Source organism: Frankia sp. CcI49 (assembly GCF_001983215.1).
GTDB classification, from domain to species: Bacteria; Actinomycetota; Actinomycetes; order Frankiales; family Frankiaceae; genus Parafrankia; species Parafrankia irregularis.
Genome location: NZ_MOWP01000051.1, coordinates 24,862 through 42,457, shown reverse-complemented (window position 1 = coordinate 42,457; position 17,596 = coordinate 24,862). Strand labels below are relative to the sequence as shown.

Sequence of the window (17,596 nt, the reverse complement as noted above, 5' to 3'; positions counted from 1 at the left end):
CTGGTTCTAGAGCGTAGCATGCCGACACCACCTGGCAAGCAATGCCAGCCATCTGCACCTGATCATAGAACTGGTTCTAGTATGAGGACGCTGCCCGCTTATCACTCGTCTGGCGCGCAGCGATCACCACACAGCCCACGGAACGCCGAAGCGCTGCGAGAGGGGACGGGGTACATGGGTGAGCCCGACACGAAGATCTACGTCCACGGCGAATGGTGGGAGCCTGAGCACGGCCACTACCCGGTGCTTGATCCCGCGACGGAGCAGGTCGTCGGTGCGGCGCCGGAGGCTGGATCAGCGCAGGTGGAGGCCGCCGCGGCAGCAGCTCGCGCGGCCTTCGACGACTGGTCGGCCACCCCGCCGGCACACCGCGCCGAGATTCTGGACCGCATCGCCGTCCTGCTCGCCAAGCAGGCGGGCGAGCTCGTACCACTCGTGCAGGCCGAGACCGGCTCGACCATGCGGGTCGCCACGACCATGCAGGTGCCGGTCGCGGTCGAGCGCTTCGAGCGCTACGCGCGGCTCGCGGGAGCCTCGACCGACCTTCCGCTCCCGCCACAGGCCGTCGCGGCGACCGCGATGGCACGCGGCGGGCTCGTCGGGGCCGTCGCCCGCCGCGCCCCGGTGGGGGTCGTCGCGTGCATCACCCCTTACAACTTTCCGCTCCCCAACCTGGCCGGCAAGGTCGCGCCGGCGCTGGCCATGGGCAACACGGTGGTGCTGAAGCCTGCCCCCCAGGACCCACTCCAGGTGTTGCGGTTCGCCCAGATCGCCCACGAGGCGGGCCTGCCCGCCGGAGTGCTCAACGTCGTCACGGGTTCGACCGCGGGCAGCGGCGCCGCGCTGGTCGCCTCACCCGACGTCGACATGATCAGTTTCACCGGCAGCACGGAGGTCGGCCAGCGCATCGGCGAGGTCGCGGGGCGTGGCATCAAGCGTCAGTTGATGGAACTGGGCGGGAAGGGCGCGGCGATCGTCCTCGCCGACGCCGACCTGGACGCGGCGGCACAGGGCATCGGCAGCACCTGGAGCTTCCACTCCGGCCAGATCTGCACGGCGCCGACCCGGGTCCTGGTCCAGCGGCAGGTCCACGACCAGCTGGTGGACAAGCTTGTGGCCTTCGCGGGGGTCTGCAGGGTTGGTGACCCACGAGACCCGGAGACGGTCGTCGGGCCGCTGATCTCGGCCGCCCAACGCGCCCGGGTCGAGGCACTGATCGCCGATGGCGCCTCGGCGGGCGCGACCGTCGCCGTCGGCGGCGGGCGGCCCGGTCTTGACCGCGGCTACTACATCGAGCCCACGCTGCTCACCGATGTGGAGCCAGGCATGACGGTCGCCCAGGAGGAGTTCTTCGGGCCGGTGATCGTCGTGATCGGCTTCGACGACGTCGACGAGGCCGTGTCGATCGCGAACGGGACGCAGTACGGGCTCTACGACTACGTCTGGTCAGGTGACACCGCGCTCGCCTACCGGGTGGCGGGCCGGCTGCGCACCGGCAACGTCGGCATCAACACCATCGCGCGCAACAACGAGACCCCGTTCGGCGGGTTCAGGCGCAGTGGCGTCGGCCGTGACTGCGGGGAGTTCGCCCTGCACGCGTACAGCGAGATCCAGAGCGTCGTCTGGGACGGCTGAGCACTGTCACCCCGCCCGTCCTCTGCCACTGCAACCCTCTGCCACTGCAACCCTCTGCCGCTGTACCTCTCCGCCGCTGTACCCCTCTGCCCCGCCGATTCTCGCTCCCGGCCCGCGCGGGCCTCCAGAAAGGATCTTGAAGGTTATGCAGGGTGTCGTCTGGGACGGCGAGCGCGCACAACTGGTGGACGATCTCACCGTACGGGACCCGGGGGCCGGGGAGGTAACGGTCCGGGTCAAGGCGGCCGGGCTCTGCCACAGCGATGTGTCGGTGCTCAACGGCACGATCTCCTGGCCCACCCCCGCGGTCCTCGGGCACGAGGGCGCCGGCGTGGTCGTGGCGTCAGGGCCCGGCGTCACGACCCTGGCGGAGGGTGACCACGTCGTACTCACCACGCTGGGTAACTGCGGGGCATGCGCAGAGTGCGACTCGGGCCGACCGACGATGTGCCGCGGCACCTTCGGCGGCAGGCCTGCGCCGTTCACCTGGCGCGGCGAGCCGGCCTACAGCTTCGCGAACGTCTCCTGCTACGCCGAGCAGGTGGTGGTGCGGGCCAACCAGTGTGTGCCGATTCCCCGGGACGTCCCGATGGCCTCCGCCGCGCTGGTCGGCTGCGGGGTCGTGACCGGTGTCGGAGCCGTGCTCAACCGGGCCCGGGTGTCGACTGGTGACACCGTCGCCGTCATCGGCGTCGGTGGAGTCGGGCTCAACGTCCTGCAGGGTGCCCGGGTCGCGGGTGCCAGCCGGATCATCGCCGTCGACGTCAACCCCGCCAAGGAGAAGCTCGCCCGGCAGTTCGGTGCGACCGACTACGTCAACCCGGCCGGTGGCGATGTGGCGGGTGCCATCCGAGCGCTCGTGCCGGCCGGCGTCGATCACGCGTTCGAGTGCGTCGGCAGCTCCTCGCTGATCCGGGCCGCGATCGACTCCCTCGACTGGGCGGGGACCGCTGTCCTGCTCGGCGTTCCGCCGGAGGGTGCGGAGGCCTCCTTCCGGGTCGCCGACCTCTACCTCGACAAGTCGGTCCTCGGTTGTCGCTATGGAGCCTCCCGGCCTCAGCGGGACATCCGCACCTACGTCGAGCTCTACCGCTCCGGCCGGCTGCTGCTCGACGAGCTGGTCACCCGCACCTACCCCCTGGCCGACATCCACCACGCCATCGAGGACCTCGAGGCCGGCGATCTCGCCCGCGGCGTCCTCCTGATGGCCGACTAGCCGGGATACCCGGCAGACCGCGATCAGCCGATCGAAATCCGATCCAGTGGCGTGCGTCGCGTACGAACCATCACGATTCTCACCGGAACCCAGAACCCAGAACAGCTTGACCGAAACCAGCACATTTTCTATGTTAGAACTGGTTCTAATTCCATTCAACAAAGGTGGTAGACGGTGCGATGACCGAATCAGGAGAGACCAGCGAAGCCCCCGTCGAAGAACGCGACGAGGATCCCTTCGACGGCCTCGGACGTCGAGAGCTGTGCTCCCTCGGCCGTGAATGGCTGCTGCACGGCCACCTCCAGGACCGCATCGGAATGCCGCTGGTGCTGGAGAACAGCGATCGGGAGACGATGGAGAAGGCCGCCATCGACCAGTGGATGGCGGCCAGCCCGGTCTATTCCCGGCGGGTTCAGCGGGCGCTCGGGTTCGGCGCTCCCACCGTCGAGTCGATATTCAAGAACCTCCAGCTCGACATCGGCACTCCGCACCAGTACCTCGACGTCCGGTACCGCCTCCTCGGGCCCGACCGCGGAGAGTTCTTCCTCGCCCACTGCGGTGCGCTGTTGGATGTGGAGCCGATGGGCGAGGAGTTCGTCCGCGGTATGTGCCACACGATCGAGGACCCCACCTTCGACGCGACCGCCGGCGCGGGCAACCCCCGGGCCCGGGTTCGGCCGCTGCATCGACCGCCGCGCACACCGGCCGGCCGCGAGCCGCACTGCCGCTGGACGGTCCACATCGACGACGGCCCGCCCGTCGCGCCTCACCGCAACGAGGCACTCGTGGCCGCGTCACTCGCGGCGACGGTGACGCTGCCGGCGCCACGAGACGTGCCTGGCACCGAGCCCGGGGGGTGGCCTGACTACAGCGGCCCGTTCGCCGCGGACTTCGCGCTCGAGGACCTGTCCCGTTCCGCGCTGGTGATCGCGCTGCGCGAGGTGGCGCTGCAGAGCCACCTGTTGTTCCGCTCCTACCAGCTCGCCGTCGAGGACCACTTCGGTACGGAGCGGGTGGCCCAGGTCGTGCCCCGGGTCTTCGCCGGCCTCGGTGGGCTGACCTCGGAACGGCTACGGCGCTCGATGCGTCTGCCGGGCGGCGCGGAGAGCGTGGCCAGGGTCCTGCGGCTGCACCCGATGCTGGCGCCCGCCGGCTATGTGCGGACCCGGATCGAACTCGTGGACGCCACCCGGGTGAGATTCGCCCTTCGGGAGAGTCCCATGACCTCCGAACCCGACGGCCGCACCTGGTTCGCCCGCCTGGGCCACGGTGCGGACAGCCTTGCCCAGATAGCCGCCCTGGTACGCGGCGTCGACGCCCGGGCCAGGGTCGGTGCCGCGCGCCTGCGGCCGGACGAGGTGCTCGCCTACGAGATCGAGGTMGACCCGGCCGCGCCGGAAGCACCCGAGGCCCCGGAAGTGGGGCTGGCGAAGATCAGCAATGGTGCGGGCTTCCTCTTCCGGCAGCGCCGTTCCCCGCGTGGCCCCGAACCGGTCGCGGACGTGCCGGCGCGGACGGGTGGCCGGCCATGAGCTCGCAGCCCGGCGCGGCGGAGCGCGATGTCAACCGCGGGACGGCCCGCGTCGACGACACCGATCATCTACGTCGCGTCTTCAGCGCCTTCCCCAGCGGGGTGACCGCGGTCGCCGCGCTCGTGGACGGGTCCCCGGTCGGCATCGCCGCCAGTTCGTTCACCTCGGTGTCGCTGTGCCCGGCCTACGTCTCGATCTGCGTCGCACACAGCTCCACCACCTGGCCGGTGCTGCGGACGGCCGGCCGGTTCGGTGTCAGCGTGCTCAGCGCCAGCCAGGAGCAGGCCTGCCGGCAGCTTGGTTCCCGTGCTGGTGACCGGTTCGCCGCCCTCTCCTGGCAGGCCACTCCCGGCGGCGCGGTGCTGATGAACCAGGCGAGCGCGTGGTTCGAGTGCGGCATCGAGCAGGAGGTCCCGGTCGGGGACCACAACGTCGTGCTGATGCGTGTGCTCGATCTGAACGCCGACCTTCGGATCCCTCCACTGGTCTTCCAGTCCAGCCGGTTCCATCGGCTGGACTCGGTCCGCGCGTAGATGACCGCCGATCCCACCGGCGATCTCCCCGTTGCCGGCGGCCCGCCGCTGCCAGCACGCCCCGCCCGCCCCGACTCGACGACGGAGATCGTGATGTCACCCACCCTGACCGGCCGGCGATTCATCGGACGCAACGCACTCGTCACCGGCGCCGCGTCCGGAATCGGCCGCTCCGTCGTTCTCCGCCTCGCCGCGGAGGGTGCCTCGGTACTGGCCTGCGACGTCGACACGGCCGGCCTGGCGGAGACGGAGAAGCTGGCCACGGACAGCGACGGAACGGTGCGCACCCGCGTCACGGACGTACGTGACCCGGCCGAATGCCGGGCGGCGGTCTCGGCCGCCGTCGAGGCGTTCGGCAGCCTGCACGTACTCGGAAACGTCGCCGGGATCCTGCGTTTCAACAACGTGGCCGATGTCAGCGAACAGGAGTACCGGTCCATGTTCGCGGTGAACACCGACGGCTATTTCTTTCTGTGTCAGGCCGCTATTCCGCATCTTCTTGCCAGCCGCGGAAACATCGTGAACATCGCCTCCAACGCGGGAGTCATGGGGGGCGCCTACACGGTTGTCTACTGCATGACGAAGGGCGCGGTCGTCCAGCTCACCCGTGCGCTTGCCATGGAGTTCCTCAAGAAGGACCTCCGAGTCAATGCCATCGCACCCGGTGGAACGCAGACGAACATCGTCCGCACGGCCGAGTTCCCCGCCGACACCGACTGGGAGCTGATCGGGCGCTACAGCCTGCCGAAGCCCCTGGCCACCCCGGAGCAGATAGCGGCTCTGTTCGCCTTCGTGGCCAGCGACGAGGCCGCGAACATCAACGGCGCCATCCTCGCCAGTGACGGCGGGCTGACCGCCGGGTAAGTCGCCCGCCACCGAGCGAGCTTTTCCTGTCGCCACTGTGAACGGTTCAGATGACGCACCGGTCGGCAGGTCACCGATGAGGTTGCCGACGCCGCGAGTTAGGAGGTTCCCGTGTTTGACCTGATCATCGCTGGCGGGCGCGTCGTGGACGGCTCGGGCCGACCAGGAGTCCTGGCTGATGTCGGGGTACGGGACGGTCGCGTTGTCGCCGTGGACCACCCGGGCGCGCTGTCCGGCGTGCCGGCGAGGACCCTGGACGCGACCGGGCTCGTCGTGGCGCCCGGCTTCATCGACGTGCACACGCACTACGACGCCCAGCTGTGGTGGGATCCTGCCGCGAGCGCCTCCAGCCAGCATGGCGTCACCACCGTGCTGGGCGGGAACTGCGGCTTCAGCCTGGCTCCGCTGCGGGCGGACGACGGCAGCGCGGCCGGGGGCGCGACCGAGGCCGACTACCTGCGCCGGATGATGGCGAAAGTCGAAGGAATGCCCCTGGCGGCCCTGGAGACCGGCGTCAGCTGGGACTGGGAGTCTTTCGGCGAGTTCCTCACCGGCCTGGAGGGACGCATCGCGGTGAACGCGGGCTTTCTCGTCGGGCACTGCGCGCTGCGCCGCTATGTCATGGGCGCGTCCGCGGTCGGATCGGCGGCAGACGACGACGCGGTCGAGGCGATGGTCGTCCAGCTGCACGGCGCGCTGGACGCCGGCGCCCTCGGGCTGTCGACGACACTGTCGACGTCGCACGCGGACGGCGACGGGCGACCCGTCGCCTCACGCTGGGCCACGACCGACGAGCTGCTCACGCTGTGCCGCGCGGTCGGCCAGCACGAGGGCACCTTCCTGGAAGCGATCGTGCCCGGCTGCCTGGACCAGTTCGACGACGAGGAGATCGAGCTGCTCGCGGGCATGTCCGCGGCGGCCGGCCGCCCCCTGAACTGGAATGTCCTCACCGTCGACGCGGCCGTCCCGGCACGGGTTCCCCGGCAGCTGGAAGCGTCACGCCGCGCCCGCGAGACCGGCGGACGAGTGATCGCGCTGACCATGCCGACCCTCGTCCCGATGAACATGAGCCTGCTGACCTTCTGCGCGCTACACCTGATTCCCGGCTGGGGCGAGGTGCTGCGCCATCCCGTCCCGGAGCGGATCAGCAGGCTCCGCGACCCCGAGGTGCGCGCACGGATGCAGGCCCAGGCCCGGTCACCGGAGGCGGGGGTCCTGCGCCGGCTGTCCAGTTTCGAGGGCTACGTCATCGGCGACACCTATTCCACGGCCAACGCGGGCCTGTCCGGCCGCGTCGTCGGTGACGTCGCGGCCGAACGCGGGCAGGACCCGTTCACCACCCTGGTCGACATCGCGGTCGCGGACGGTCTGCGCACGGTGCTGTGGCCGACGCCGACCGACGACGACCACGCCTCATGGCAACTGCGGGCACGAACCTGGGAACACGAGGACGTCCTGCTGGGCGGTTCCGACGCGGGTGCCCACCTCGACCGGATGGCTGGGGCGCCCTACCCGACCCGCTTCCTCGCGGACTGCCTGCGCGGGCGGCGACTGGTGAGCCTCGAGCGGGCCGTGGCCATGATGACCGGCGAACCCGCCGCGGCTTTCGGGCTGCCCGACCGCGGGATCATCGCTCCCGGTCACGCCGCGGACCTGGTGCTGTTCGACCCGCGTACCGTCGACTCCACACCGGCACGTACCGTCGACGATCTTCCCGCGGGTGCGTCCCGCCTGACCGCGGACCCGATCGGCGTCGCGGCGGTACTGGTCAACGGCGTTGAGATCGTCCGCGCCGGGCGGCCGACCGGAGCGACCCCCGGCACCCTGCTGCGATCCGGCCGGGACACCGCGAGTGTCCGGACCCGCTGAGATCGCCGCACCGCTGATCGCGCCCGCTGTCAGCAGGCGCATCCTCCGCCGCAGCCACCGGGCCCGCCGGTTTCGGGAATGCCGGTGGACCTACGGCGTCGCTGCCATCCCAGGAACACCACCGCCAGGACGGCCAGCGAGATCGCGGCGGCGATCAGGCCCTGGTTGACCAGGGCGGCGGCTCCGGCCGTGAGTGGCCCCACGCTACCGAACCCGACCCACATAATAAGTGGAGCTGTAAATGGGTTGCAGCCGGACATTGCTTCCGGTCCTTGGCGCTGCCCACATATAGCCGTTTCCGGCGTAGATGCCCATGTGGGTGATGTTTGACGGGCTGCCGAAGAAGATGAGGTCTCCGGGCTGTTTCCCGGCCTTCGGTATACGTGTCGTGGCCTGGAACTGCTGCTGGGCGGTACGTGGCAGGTTCCGTCCAAGCTGCCGGTAGACGTACTGGGCGTATCCCGAGCAGTCGAAGGCGTAGGGTCCCGCGGCGCCGTAGACGTACGGTTTGCCGTTCTGCAGGGACGCGAGGTAGACCACCTTCGCCCCGATCTCGCTCGCCGGGACCGAGTCGTAGGCCGGTGTGGACGCGGCGCCGGACCGCCCCCCTCCGGTGCGAGCGGGCCTCGCCGCCGAGGGTGGTGCCTGGACTGTGACTGTCGCCGCTCCGGCGATCGAGGGGCGCAGCGCGCCGGAGCCGTCGAACACGGCGGTGAGGGTGGTCGTGGACAGCAGTCGAGTGGATATCCGCGCCTCGCCGGCGGCGTCCGTGCGGAGCGTGGCCGTGGTGGTCCATCTCGGTCCGTCGACAGCCACGATCCGGACGGCGGACCCGACGAGTGGATCACCATCGGCATTGGCCGCACGGACGGTGAACATCACCTCGCCGTTGGGCGCGACGGTCGCCCGATCGGAGGAGAAGGCGACACCGGTGAAGTTCCGCGACGGATCAGCGACGGCGGTGGCCAGTGCCGCAGCCGCACTGTCCGTCACCGCGGGCCGAGAACCCGTGTTCAGGACGCCAGCCGTGCGGACGGGGGGTGTCGGCGATGCCGCGGTGGCAGCGTCGCCGGTGGTGGCGAGCGCGAAGCCGGTCGAGGCGGTGGCCAAGCTGCCCGTCGTCATCAGAGCGAGCGTCGCTACGCGGCGCTGCGACGCTGATGCACGGGGCGACATTCCGCCGGTGCGTTCCGTGACCCTCGCTCGCGGATGGCGCCCCTGCGTCGGTACCGGTTCCTCACGAGCCCGGTAGCCGCGCCTTCTCGCACGATCCACCCCTACGTCCCTTCGTGCCCCCAATGCGATGGATCTACTATGCCATGTAGCAGATCGACATCCAATCGGCGCCCGGACTCCACGGAAACGATCACCAGACGAGCTGCTTTATCTGGAAAAAATGGGATCCGTCCACCCAGGTCGAGATGGATTGCACCCCACGGATCCCAGCCGTAACAACTACGATTGGTAGTAGGTACCAACGACGAACGGATCGGGCCGCACCAGTCCGTCCCGCGACCGGCAAGACTGCGGAGATGGACGCACGTCACCGGCCGCACCGATGTCCATCGATGTCCAGAGGCAGCCGATGGCGGCGACCGGGGCAGGCAGGACCGCTCTCGTCGGCGTGGGATGAGATGGATGCGGTGCTTGTCAGGTGCCGTGCGAGGGGGAGTCGTGGAACAACTCGGCGATCTGGAGGCCGACATCATGGACCGGGTGTGGTCCGCACGCGGTCCGGTGGCCGTCCGTGATGTCCGGGCACTGCTCGCACCGGAGCGCCCGTTGGCCTACACGACGGTGATGACGGTGATGGACCGGCTGTTCCACAAAGGGTGGCTGACCCGGGAACGCGCCGGGCGTTCCTACCGCTACCAGCCCGCGTTGAGCCGAAGCGCCTACACCGCCCAGCTGATGAGGTCGGTGCTGTCCGGGGCGGACGACCGAGGCCTGGCGCTGCTCCACTTCGTGCAGGCCATGGATGCCACGGAGTACGAGACGTTGCGTGAAGCGGTGCAGTGGCACTCCGCCAGCCGTGGTCGCGGCGACGAGGAACCCGCCCCGTGATCTTCGGTGTTCTCGCGGCGTACGCGGCCGTCGTCGCCTGCGGCCTGCCCTACTCCCTCCGCGACGCTTCCTGGTCCTCCCGCGCGCCCCGGCTCGCCGTCGTCATGTGGCTCGCCGCGATGATCTCCGTGGTGTCCGTGGCGGCGTTGGCCGCGGCGCTCCTGTTCGTACCGCTGCACGCGATCGGGGACACGCTGGTCCTGCTCGTCCAGTGGTGTGGTTGGAGCGACCACAGCCTGACGGTCTCCGCCCGGTGGACGGCTCCACGGACTGCCGGCGTGGTCGTAGGTGCCGCCGCGGCGCTCCGCCTCCTCCAGGTCGCTGTAACCGTCGCCGTCGGAGGCCGCCGGTCGCGCGTCCGCCACCGCCATGACGTCCGCCTGCTCGGGCGTTTCCATCCCGCACTGCGGATCTACATCCTGGATCACGCTGGTCGCAGTGCGTTCTGCCTCCCTGGCCGCAGCGGGGGCGTCGTCATCACCGAAGGCGCGCTGCGGGCTCTGCGCCCCACCGAACTCGACGCCGTCATCGCGCACGAACGCGCCCATCTCGCCGGCAGGCACCACCTCATCCTCGCCACGACGGCAATCCTGGCCAGGGCGTTCCCGATCGTGCCGCTCTTCGTCGCAGGCCACGAGGAGCTGCGCCGGCTCCTGGAGCTCACCGCCGACGACAGCGCGGCCCGGCGCAGCGCTCCCCACGTCGTCGCCGAAGCCGTGCTGAGGCTCGCTGCTCCCCCGGCCCCAGTGCTGGGCATGGCGAACACCGCGGTCCGGCAACGGGTACTACGCCTGCTGGCCGCGGATCCGCCGCTGCCCCGCTCCGCCGTTGCCACTCGCGGCCTCCTCGCCGCCGCGCTGCTGCTCCTGCCACTCGTGATGACCGTGGTTCCGGCTCTGCATGATCTCGGATATCACTGCGCCTGACCGTCGCGTCCGGGATCCGAGGAGCCCCTGGGGCGCTGGCGTGCGGCCGGCGCCCCAGGGACCTGGTCGGCTATCCGGTGCCGAGCAGCCCCTTCATGGTTGCGACCTCTGCGGTCTGGGTGGACACGATCGTCCCTGCCAGTGCGACGGCGTCGGGGAACCGCCCGTCCCGCTGCTCGGTGCGCGCCATCTCGATCGCGCCCTCGTGGTGCCGGATCATCATCTCGCAGAACATCCGGTCGAAGGCCGGTCCGGACGCCCCCCGGAGAGCGGCCATGTCGGTCTCCGACATCATTCCCATGCCCTCGGTGCCGTGCCCCCCACCGCCGTGACCCCCGCCGGGCATGGCGGTGGGTTCGCCCCACGCGTCAAGCCAGCCGGTCATCGTCGCGATCTCCGGTGCCTGCGCCGTCCCGATCTGCTGGGCCAGCGTGAGCACCGCCGGGTCGGTGGCCCGCCCGGGTGCCAGCTCCGCCATCTCCACGGCCTGCTGATGGTGCGGGATCATCATCTGGGCGAACATCACGTCCGCGGCGTTGTGGTCGCCGGCGCTGACGGCGCTGCCGCTTCCTGCCGTTGCGGACGAGGATGGCGCGGGGGCGTCGCCGCTCCCACAGGCCACGAGCGTGGCCGCCAGGGCCAGTCCTACCGCGGCGAGTCCAGGGTGGTGTCTTCTTCGCACAGGTCGTCCTCGGTGTCGGGGTGCCAACGGAGCTGAGGCCGGAGCCGCCGAGCGCGCCGGCAGGCGTGCGCGACGTCCGGCGCCGGGCCGCTCACAGCCGCCACACGCAGTAGACGGACAGGTCGGTCAGGTACCGAGGTGGTGGCGTCGGCGGCGGATCGCCCCGCGTCTGTCGCGTCCCGGCGGAGGCGGAAGCGTCAGCGGAGGTAGGCATGGCCGCCAGGTCGTGCGGTTCGCCGTGGCGAGCGACCGGTTCGGGGTCGTCACGAAACACCGCCGAACAGAGCGTGCCCTGGTGGCCGTGGTCTCCACCGCCGGGCTGGTGCGGGTGGGGGCAGCGCTGGTGGACGTCACGGCCGGTTCCCTCGACGCAGAGCGGCGAGCCGAGTGCGTGCACCTGCACGGCCAGGCCTGCGTGCATCGCCAGCAGCCCGAGCAGGACGGCTGACACGAGCACGAGCCGGGCCCAGAGTGCGCCGTGTCGTGCCGTTGCCTCGCAGCGCGTCACGTCACCCTCTCCGCTTCCGCCACCGGGATACTACTACGGGAGCTAGTACTCGACGTCGCATCCCTTGCGTCCACGAGCGGACACGACACGCCATCCAGGACGGCGTTATCGGCTTTTTTCCGGTTCCTCCCGCGAAGGATCACGCCCGCAGGCGGCGACAGGGCCGCACGCGCGCCGAGCATGCACGAGAACCTACTATTTGACGTAGTAGTTTACGGTCGGGCCATGGGCTCGCCGACCGGTTCGGTCAGGTCGGCATCCTGGTACGCGGTGTCGGCACCGGCCGCGGCCACTGCGCTGCGGTGCTAGTCCACGTGCGGCCCTGTCGACGTCCGGGGCAGCTTCTGCCGTTTGAGCAGCAGGGCGTTCACTGCGACCAGGAAGCTGGACCCGGACATCGTCAGCGCGGCGATCTCGGGTCGTAGCGTGAGGCCGACGAGGGGTGCGAAGACACCGGCGGCGATCGGCAGGGCGACCGTGTTGTAGCCGACCGCCCAGGCCAGGTTCTGGCGCATCTTGCGGACGGTGGCCCGGCCGACGAGCAGAGCGGTGGGCACGTCCAGCGGGTCGGAGCGCATGAGCACGACGTCCGCGGTCTCGATCGCCACATCGGTGCCGGCGCCGATCGCGATACCGAGGTCGGCCTGCGCCAGCGCCGGGGCGTCGTTGACGCCGTCGCCGACCATCGCCACCCGCCGGCCGCCGGCCTGCAACCGTGCGATCTCCGCCGCCTTGTCACCTGGCAGGACCTCGGCGATCACCGTGTCGATGCCGAGTTCCCTCCCGATCCGCCGCGCCGTGCCCGTGTTGTCGCCGGTGAGCATCACGACCTCGACGCCCGCGTCGTGCAGGGCGGTGACCGCCGCCGCGGCGCTCGGCCGCGGTGCGTCGGCGAGACCGACGAGGCCGGCGATCCGCCCGTCGACCGCCACCAGCACGGCCGTGCGCCCGTCAGCTGCGAGGGCGTCGAGCCGGAAGGCGGCATCACCGAGCGCGACCCCCTCGGCCCGCATCAGCCGGCTGTTGCCGACCGCGACCCGGTGCCCGTCGACGGTGGCCACCGCGCCCTGCCCCGGGACGTTGGTGAACGCCTCGGCAGGCCGCCGGGGCACTCCGCGCACGTCGGCGTGGCGGGCGATCGCCGCCGCGAGCGGATGCTCGGACTCCCGTTCGACCGCGGCAGTAAGCGGCAGCAGGTCCTCCTCGGGGAAGCTGAGCGTCTCGATGCCGGTGACCTCGGGCTCGCCCTTCGTCAGCGTGCCGGTCTTGTCCATGACGACCGTGGTGACACCGGCAGCGGCCTCCAGCGCGGTCGCGTTCTTGAACAGGACGCCCCGGCCGGCACCCAGCCCGGTGCCGACCATGATCGCTGTCGGGGTGGCCAGGCCGAGGGCGTCCGGGCAGGTGATGACGACGACGGTGATCGCGAACAGCACCGCCTCCTGCGTCGGCCGGTCGGTGGCGAGCAGCCACACCAGCCCGGTGGCGAGCCCGCCCGCGAGGGCTACCAGGACAAGCCAGAAGGCGGCCCGGTCGGCCAGCCGCTGGCCGGGAGCGCGGCTGTTCTGCGCCTGCTGGACCAGGGAGACGATCTGCGCCAGGGCGGTGTCGGCGCCGACCTTCACAGCCCGGACCCGCAGGATGCCGGTGGTGTTGATGGTGGCACCGATCACCTCGGACCCCGGCGCCTTGTGGACGGGCAGGCTCTCGCCGGTGACCATCGACTCGTCGATGTCGGACTCGCCGGCGACGACCACCGCGTCGACCGGGATCCGGCCGCCCGGCCGGACCAGCAGCAGGTCCCCGACGACCACCTGCGCGGTCGGCACCTCGACAGGCTCGCCGTCCCGCAGCACCAGCGCCTTCTCCGGCGCCAGCTCCAGCAACGAGCGGATCGCGTCGTTGGCACCACCGCGGGCACGCATCTCGAACCAGTGGCCCAGCAGCACGAAGGCGGCGAGGACGGTGGCCGCCTCGTAGAAGACCTCGCCGCCGCCGGTGAGGGTGACGACCAGGGAGTACGTCCAGCCGGTACCGATCGCGACGGCGACGAGGACCATCATGTCCAGGGTCCGCGCACGTAGCGCTCTGAACGCCCCGTCGAAGAAGATCCACGAAGCCCAGAAGATCGCTGGCAGGCTCAGGATCAGCTGGAACACGTCGTCGCGCARCCCGAACGGGGCAGGGTCGTCGAAGCCGAGCACGTCCCTGCCGATCGCCGACCACAGCAGGATCGGGACCGAGAAGACCGCGGCCACCAGGAACCGGCGGCGCATGTCGGCGACCATCGCGGCCATCGACAGGTCGCCGTGCCCACCGTGGCCCATCGCCTCATGCCCAGAGGCGACCGGGGCCCCGTCTCCTCCCGGCCCGTGACCGTCCTGCAGACTGCCAGCCCTCGCCATCTACTGCACCACGTAGTAGTTCATCGAGCCAAACCTCTTCCCTGGACGACCGGATCGCCCACCGGCCCCCCACTCCCTGCGGCGAAGACCCAGATGCCCGGAGCGGGAGCCAAGCAAAGCGCTAACTACCACCGCCACCGCCTCGACAGCGGGTTGGACCACATCGACCGGTCACCGTCGACCCGCTTTTCTACTACGTGAAGTAGTGGTTTACCRTGACCTTCGGCCGCTCACGCCGGACCGCCTGCCGATCCCACCCCGGTTCCGGTGCTCCCTTCGACAAGCAGTCGGGCAGGAAACAGGAAAGGGGTTCCACACCGAAGGCGCCCGCGACGTCGGGCGCCGCCGTCTTCTCCCCAACCGGTGCTCGACCGGGAGTCCTCGCTCGATCCCCTACCCGCCGCCGCGGAGGTCCGGTGAATCTCGCAGCTGTTCTCGTGACCGGCCTGTTCGCGGGCGGGGTGTCCTGTGCCGCGGTCCAGGGCGGGCTGCTGACCGGTCTGATCACCCGGCAGCACGCCGCCGCAGCGGGATCGGCACGGCCGTCGGGCGGCGCGCCCCTGCGCGGCCGCCATTCGGTCCGGGTCCAACGCGCGCGGTCCGGTCCAGGACGGCGGCCGCAGCAGGTCGGGACGGAACCGGACTGGCGCACGCGGCTCGGTGACGACCTCACACCGGTCGGTGGGTTCCTGGCCGGCAAGCTGGTCTCGCATGTCGCGCTCGGGGCGCTGCTGGGGGCGGCCGGCAGCGCGGTGGAGCTGTCGGTCGGCGCCCGCACCTGGCTGCAGATCGGTGCCGGCCTGCTGATCATTCTGTTCGGTCTCGCCCAGCTCGGCGTGCCCGGATTCCGCCACGTCGTCGTCGAACCACCCGCGTCGTGGACGAGGATCGTCCGCCGGCGGGCCCGATCGCAGGCCGCCCTGGCACCCGCGCTGCTCGGCCTGGCGACCGTGCTCATCCCCTGTGGGGTGACACTGTCGGTGGAGGCGCTGGCACTCGCCGCCGGGTCCGCGCCGGCGGGCGCGGCCACGATGGGAGTGTTCGTCCTCGGCACCGGCCCGCTGTTCGCCGTCCTCGGTTACGCCGCCCGCAAGGCCGCGACCGCGTGGCGCAGCCGACTGGCCCTGGTCACCGGACTGGTCGTCCTGGCGATGGGGCTCTACACCCTCAACGGCGGCCTGCAGCTGGCCGGTTCGCCCCTGGCCGCCGGCCGTCTCGCCGAAACCCTCGGTCTCACCCAGCCACCGGCGGCCGACACATCCGCCACCTCGACCGCCGGTGGCCGCCAGACCGTGGAGATCACCGCCCGCGCCGACTCCTACAGCCCGGGCAACGTCCAGGTTCAGGCCGGTGTGCCCACCACGCTGGTCGTGCACTCGGAGAACGTGCGGGGCTGCATCCGGTCGTTCGTCATCCCCGGTCACGACGTCGAGGAGATCCTGCCAACCCAGGGGGACACGGCGATCGACCTCGGTGTTCTGGAGCCCGGCCAGCTGCGCTACGCGTGCGGCATGGGCATGTACACCGGCCTCATCACCGTCGTCTGAACGTCGTCCGCACCGTCATCCGACCTCGTCCATCTCGACCGAGCACTCGACCGAACGGCCCGCCCCGCCCGCCCGAACGAGGAGAACGGAGTACCACGGTGCCCGTCACCACGCACACCTTCCGCGTCGAAGGAATGCACTGCGGCAGCTGCTCGCTGCTCATCGACGACGCGTTGGAGGACCTGCCAGGCGTGCGCGGCGCGCGGACCGCCCTCCGGCAGGCGCGCACCACGGTCGACCTCGACCTCGACCAGAACAGCCCGCAGGACGTGGTCGCGGTGATCGAAGAGCTCGGCTACCAGGCCTCGCCACTGCCGTGACGTATCCGGGCAGCGGACGCACCAGCCGGCGGTACGCGGCACGGGTGGACAGTCCCCCGACCGCACCGCTTGTCATCCGCCGGACGGGACGTCACGCGGCCCGCAACGCGGACGCGGCCCGCGCAGGGCGCCGGAGGCAGACCGAATCCCGGATCATGGACGACACGGGAGCGGGCCGCATCCTGGCGGCATTCGCCTCGCTCGGCGCCGCCGCCACCCACGCCGCGGTCGCGCCGAGCCATTTCGGCAGCTGGCCGCTGTCCGGGGTGTTCTTCATCGCGGCCGCGATCTTCCAGGCGGGCTGGGCCCTCCCCGCGCTCCGGCAGGCCGGCCGACGGACGATGGCCGCGGGCCTGCTGGTCAACGCCGGGTCGATCCTGCTGTGGCTTGTCAGCCGGACCTCCGGGCTCCCCGTCGGCCCCCACGCCGGCCTGCCCGAACAGGTCGACCGAGTCGACCTCACCACGGTCGCGTTCGAGGCGGTGGTCTGCGTCGTCGCGCTGTGGGAGCTGTGGTCCCGGCACGCCCGCGGGTTCCGCTCCTCCTTCAGCGCGGCCGTCGTGATCGGTGCCGCCGGCGCCGGTGTCACCGGCCTCGCGATCCCCGCGGTGGAACTCGCCGGTTCGCACAGCCACAGCCACCCGACGACGGACGAATCCGTCCCGCACTCCCACGGTCAGGACGGGGAGCATCCGGCGACCCCAACCCCAGGCGGCGGCGACGGCGTACCCCCCACGTCACCGGCGGTGGGAGAGACCGGCGAACCGGASCGGCCTCGGCCCGCGTCGAGCCACACCCATGCCCCGGGTACCGCACCCCACAACGACTGAGTCCGGGTTTCATACCTGGCCCCTGGCAGGTGTCGTGCTCCGAACAGCGGAGGGCGCACCTCTTTCCATGGATACCCCCCGGGGGTATGTTCGGTGCGTCGAGCCAGCCGCCGCAAGGGCGCGTGGCCCGTCGAGCACCAGCACATCGCCAGATCCGAGGGAGGACCCCGATGAGCGAGACCATCTACACCGTGACCGGCATGACCTGTGCGCACTGCGTCGCCTCGGTCAGCGAGGAACTCGGCGAGATCGCCGGCGTCACCGACGTGGCGGTGGACCTGGGCTCCGGCGCCGTCACGGTGACCAGTGACCGGCAGCTCGATCCGGTCGAGGTTCGTACCGCGGTCGAGGAAGCCGGCTACCAGCTCGTCGGCTGAGGCCGGCGCCGCGGGACGCGGCCACGGCCACGCCCCGCGAGAAGGAGGTACGCATGAACACGATCGCGAAACTGTCCGCCTTCGGTGCGGCGCTCGCCCTGGTCTTCGGCGGTGCCTACGGCGTCGGCACGGCGGTCGGCCCGCTCGACGCGGCCACCACCAGTACGGACCACGACGACGCCGCCACCGCCACCGCCGGCGGCGGCCACGGAGGCGACCACAGCGGCTCCGCCCCGGACCTGCCGGGTGCCATCGAGCGCGGCACCGACGGCCATGGCCACTGATCGC

18 protein-coding genes are annotated in these 17,596 nt (G+C 70.9%); 14 read left to right on the top strand and 4 right to left on the bottom strand.

Annotated elements, in window-relative coordinates; translation table 11 throughout:
* Positions 1-174 precede the first annotated feature (174 nt).
* The 6 genes from CcI49_RS38000 to CcI49_RS37975 all read left to right on the top strand — a co-directional run bounded on the left by CcI49_RS38000 (position 175) and on the right by CcI49_RS37975 (position 7,649).
* The gene (locus tag CcI49_RS38000; RefSeq protein WP_076834499.1) at positions 175-1,635 is read left to right on the top strand and encodes an aldehyde dehydrogenase family protein; all 1,461 of its coding nucleotides are present in this window, start codon (positions 175-177) and stop codon (positions 1,633-1,635) included.
* Between the two features lie 145 nt (positions 1,636-1,780).
* Complete coding sequence (locus CcI49_RS37995) at positions 1,781-2,851, top strand: zinc-binding dehydrogenase (protein WP_076834497.1); 1,071 nt, start codon at positions 1,781-1,783, stop codon at positions 2,849-2,851.
* A gap of 179 nt (positions 2,852-3,030) precedes the next feature.
* On the top strand, positions 3,031-4,383 hold the full coding sequence (locus CcI49_RS37990) for a hypothetical protein (RefSeq protein ID WP_198955747.1): 1,353 nt from the start codon (positions 3,031-3,033) through the stop codon (positions 4,381-4,383).
* Positions 4,380-4,916, top strand: coding sequence for a flavin reductase family protein (locus CcI49_RS37985; protein WP_076834495.1), 537 nt, complete (start codon positions 4,380-4,382; stop codon positions 4,914-4,916). The genes CcI49_RS37990 and CcI49_RS37985 overlap by 4 nt, the downstream gene beginning before the upstream one ends.
* A 93-nt stretch (positions 4,917-5,009) precedes the next feature.
* On the top strand, positions 5,010-5,780 hold the full coding sequence (locus tag CcI49_RS37980) for an SDR family oxidoreductase (protein ID WP_076834513.1): 771 nt from the start codon (positions 5,010-5,012) through the stop codon (positions 5,778-5,780).
* Positions 5,781-5,891: 111 nt separating this feature from the next.
* Entirely contained in the window at positions 5,892-7,649 is a 1,758-nt protein-coding gene (locus tag CcI49_RS37975; RefSeq protein ID WP_076834493.1) for an amidohydrolase family protein, read from the top strand.
* 29 nt (positions 7,650-7,678) lie between these two features.
* Here CcI49_RS37975 and CcI49_RS42345 read toward each other — a convergent pair whose 3' ends face one another.
* Positions 7,679-7,852: a hypothetical protein gene (locus tag CcI49_RS42345; protein WP_158230885.1), complete on the bottom strand. Its 174-nt coding sequence runs from the start codon at positions 7,850-7,852 to the stop codon at positions 7,679-7,681.
* Position 7,853: 1 nt separating this feature from the next.
* Complete coding sequence (locus CcI49_RS37970) at positions 7,854-8,774, bottom strand: C40 family peptidase (RefSeq protein WP_241840521.1); 921 nt, start codon at positions 8,772-8,774, stop codon at positions 7,854-7,856.
* Between the two features lie 549 nt (positions 8,775-9,323).
* On the opposite strand from CcI49_RS37970, the gene CcI49_RS37965 reads away from it, so the two are divergent.
* Both CcI49_RS37965 and CcI49_RS37960 read left to right on the top strand, forming a co-directional pair.
* Entirely contained in the window at positions 9,324-9,713 is a 390-nt protein-coding gene (locus CcI49_RS37965; protein WP_054564649.1) for a BlaI/MecI/CopY family transcriptional regulator, read from the top strand.
* Positions 9,710-10,639: a M56 family metallopeptidase gene (locus CcI49_RS37960; RefSeq protein WP_076834489.1), complete on the top strand. Its 930-nt coding sequence runs from the start codon at positions 9,710-9,712 to the stop codon at positions 10,637-10,639. Before CcI49_RS37965 ends, CcI49_RS37960 begins: the two co-directional genes overlap by 4 nt.
* Before the next feature lie 70 nt (positions 10,640-10,709).
* On the opposite strand, the gene CcI49_RS37955 is transcribed toward CcI49_RS37960, so the two are convergent.
* Entirely contained in the window at positions 10,710-11,321 is a 612-nt protein-coding gene (locus CcI49_RS37955; protein WP_076834487.1) for a DUF305 domain-containing protein, read from the bottom strand.
* 226 nt (positions 11,322-11,547) lie between these two features.
* Between CcI49_RS37955 and CcI49_RS37950 the strand changes: the two genes are divergently transcribed.
* Positions 11,548-11,769 carry a hypothetical protein gene (locus CcI49_RS37950; protein WP_076834485.1) on the top strand — a complete coding sequence of 74 codons (222 nt, stop codon included), beginning with the start codon at positions 11,548-11,550 and terminating at the stop codon, positions 11,767-11,769.
* A gap of 365 nt (positions 11,770-12,134) precedes the next feature.
* Here the strand turns inward: CcI49_RS37950 and CcI49_RS37945 are convergent, their stop codons facing one another.
* On the bottom strand, positions 12,135-14,234 hold the full coding sequence (locus tag CcI49_RS37945; RefSeq protein WP_241840519.1) for a copper-translocating P-type ATPase: 2,100 nt from the start codon (positions 14,232-14,234) through the stop codon (positions 12,135-12,137).
* A gap of 416 nt (positions 14,235-14,650) precedes the next feature.
* On the opposite strand from CcI49_RS37945, the gene CcI49_RS37940 reads away from it, so the two are divergent.
* From CcI49_RS37940 to CcI49_RS37920, 5 genes are all read left to right on the top strand, one after another.
* On the top strand, positions 14,651-15,781 hold the full coding sequence (locus CcI49_RS37940; protein ID WP_076834483.1) for a sulfite exporter TauE/SafE family protein: 1,131 nt from the start codon (positions 14,651-14,653) through the stop codon (positions 15,779-15,781).
* A 98-nt stretch (positions 15,782-15,879) separates the two neighbouring features.
* Positions 15,880-16,101, top strand: coding sequence for a heavy metal-associated domain-containing protein (locus CcI49_RS37935; protein WP_076834481.1), 222 nt, complete (start codon positions 15,880-15,882; stop codon positions 16,099-16,101).
* 44 nt (positions 16,102-16,145) lie between these two features.
* Positions 16,146-16,931 (top strand): hypothetical protein, encoded by a 786-nt coding sequence (locus CcI49_RS37930; RefSeq protein ID WP_241840517.1) that lies wholly within the window; start codon positions 16,146-16,148, stop codon positions 16,929-16,931.
* A 170-nt stretch (positions 16,932-17,101) separates the two neighbouring features.
* Entirely contained in the window at positions 17,102-17,308 is a 207-nt protein-coding gene (locus CcI49_RS37925) for a heavy metal-associated domain-containing protein (RefSeq protein ID WP_076834479.1), read from the top strand.
* A 53-nt stretch (positions 17,309-17,361) separates the two neighbouring features.
* A complete protein-coding gene (locus CcI49_RS37920; protein ID WP_076834477.1) occupies positions 17,362-17,592 on the top strand; it encodes a hypothetical protein in 231 nt (76 codons plus the stop codon).
* Positions 17,593-17,596 lie beyond the last annotated feature (4 nt).

What these genes read in the sequence shown, in the direction of transcription:
- CcI49_RS38000 (WP_076834499.1), top strand. Translation starts at nt 175, where the DNA reads ATGGGTGAGCCCGACACGAAGATCTACGTCCACGGCGAATGGTGGGAG.
- CcI49_RS37995 (WP_076834497.1), top strand. Translation starts at nt 1,781, where the DNA reads ATGCAGGGTGTCGTCTGGGACGGCGAGCGCGCACAACTGGTGGACGAT.
- CcI49_RS37985 (WP_076834495.1), top strand. Translation starts at nt 4,380, where the DNA reads ATGAGCTCGCAGCCCGGCGCGGCGGAGCGCGATGTCAACCGCGGGACG.
- CcI49_RS37980 (WP_076834513.1), top strand. Translation starts at nt 5,010, where the DNA reads ATGTCACCCACCCTGACCGGCCGGCGATTCATCGGACGCAACGCACTC.
- CcI49_RS37970 (WP_241840521.1), bottom strand. Translation starts at nt 8,774, where the DNA reads ATGACGACGGGCAGCTTGGCCACCGCCTCGACCGGCTTCGCGCTCGCC.
- CcI49_RS37925 (WP_076834479.1), top strand. Translation starts at nt 17,102, where the DNA reads ATGAGCGAGACCATCTACACCGTGACCGGCATGACCTGTGCGCACTGC.
- CcI49_RS37920 (WP_076834477.1), top strand. Translation starts at nt 17,362, where the DNA reads ATGAACACGATCGCGAAACTGTCCGCCTTCGGTGCGGCGCTCGCCCTG.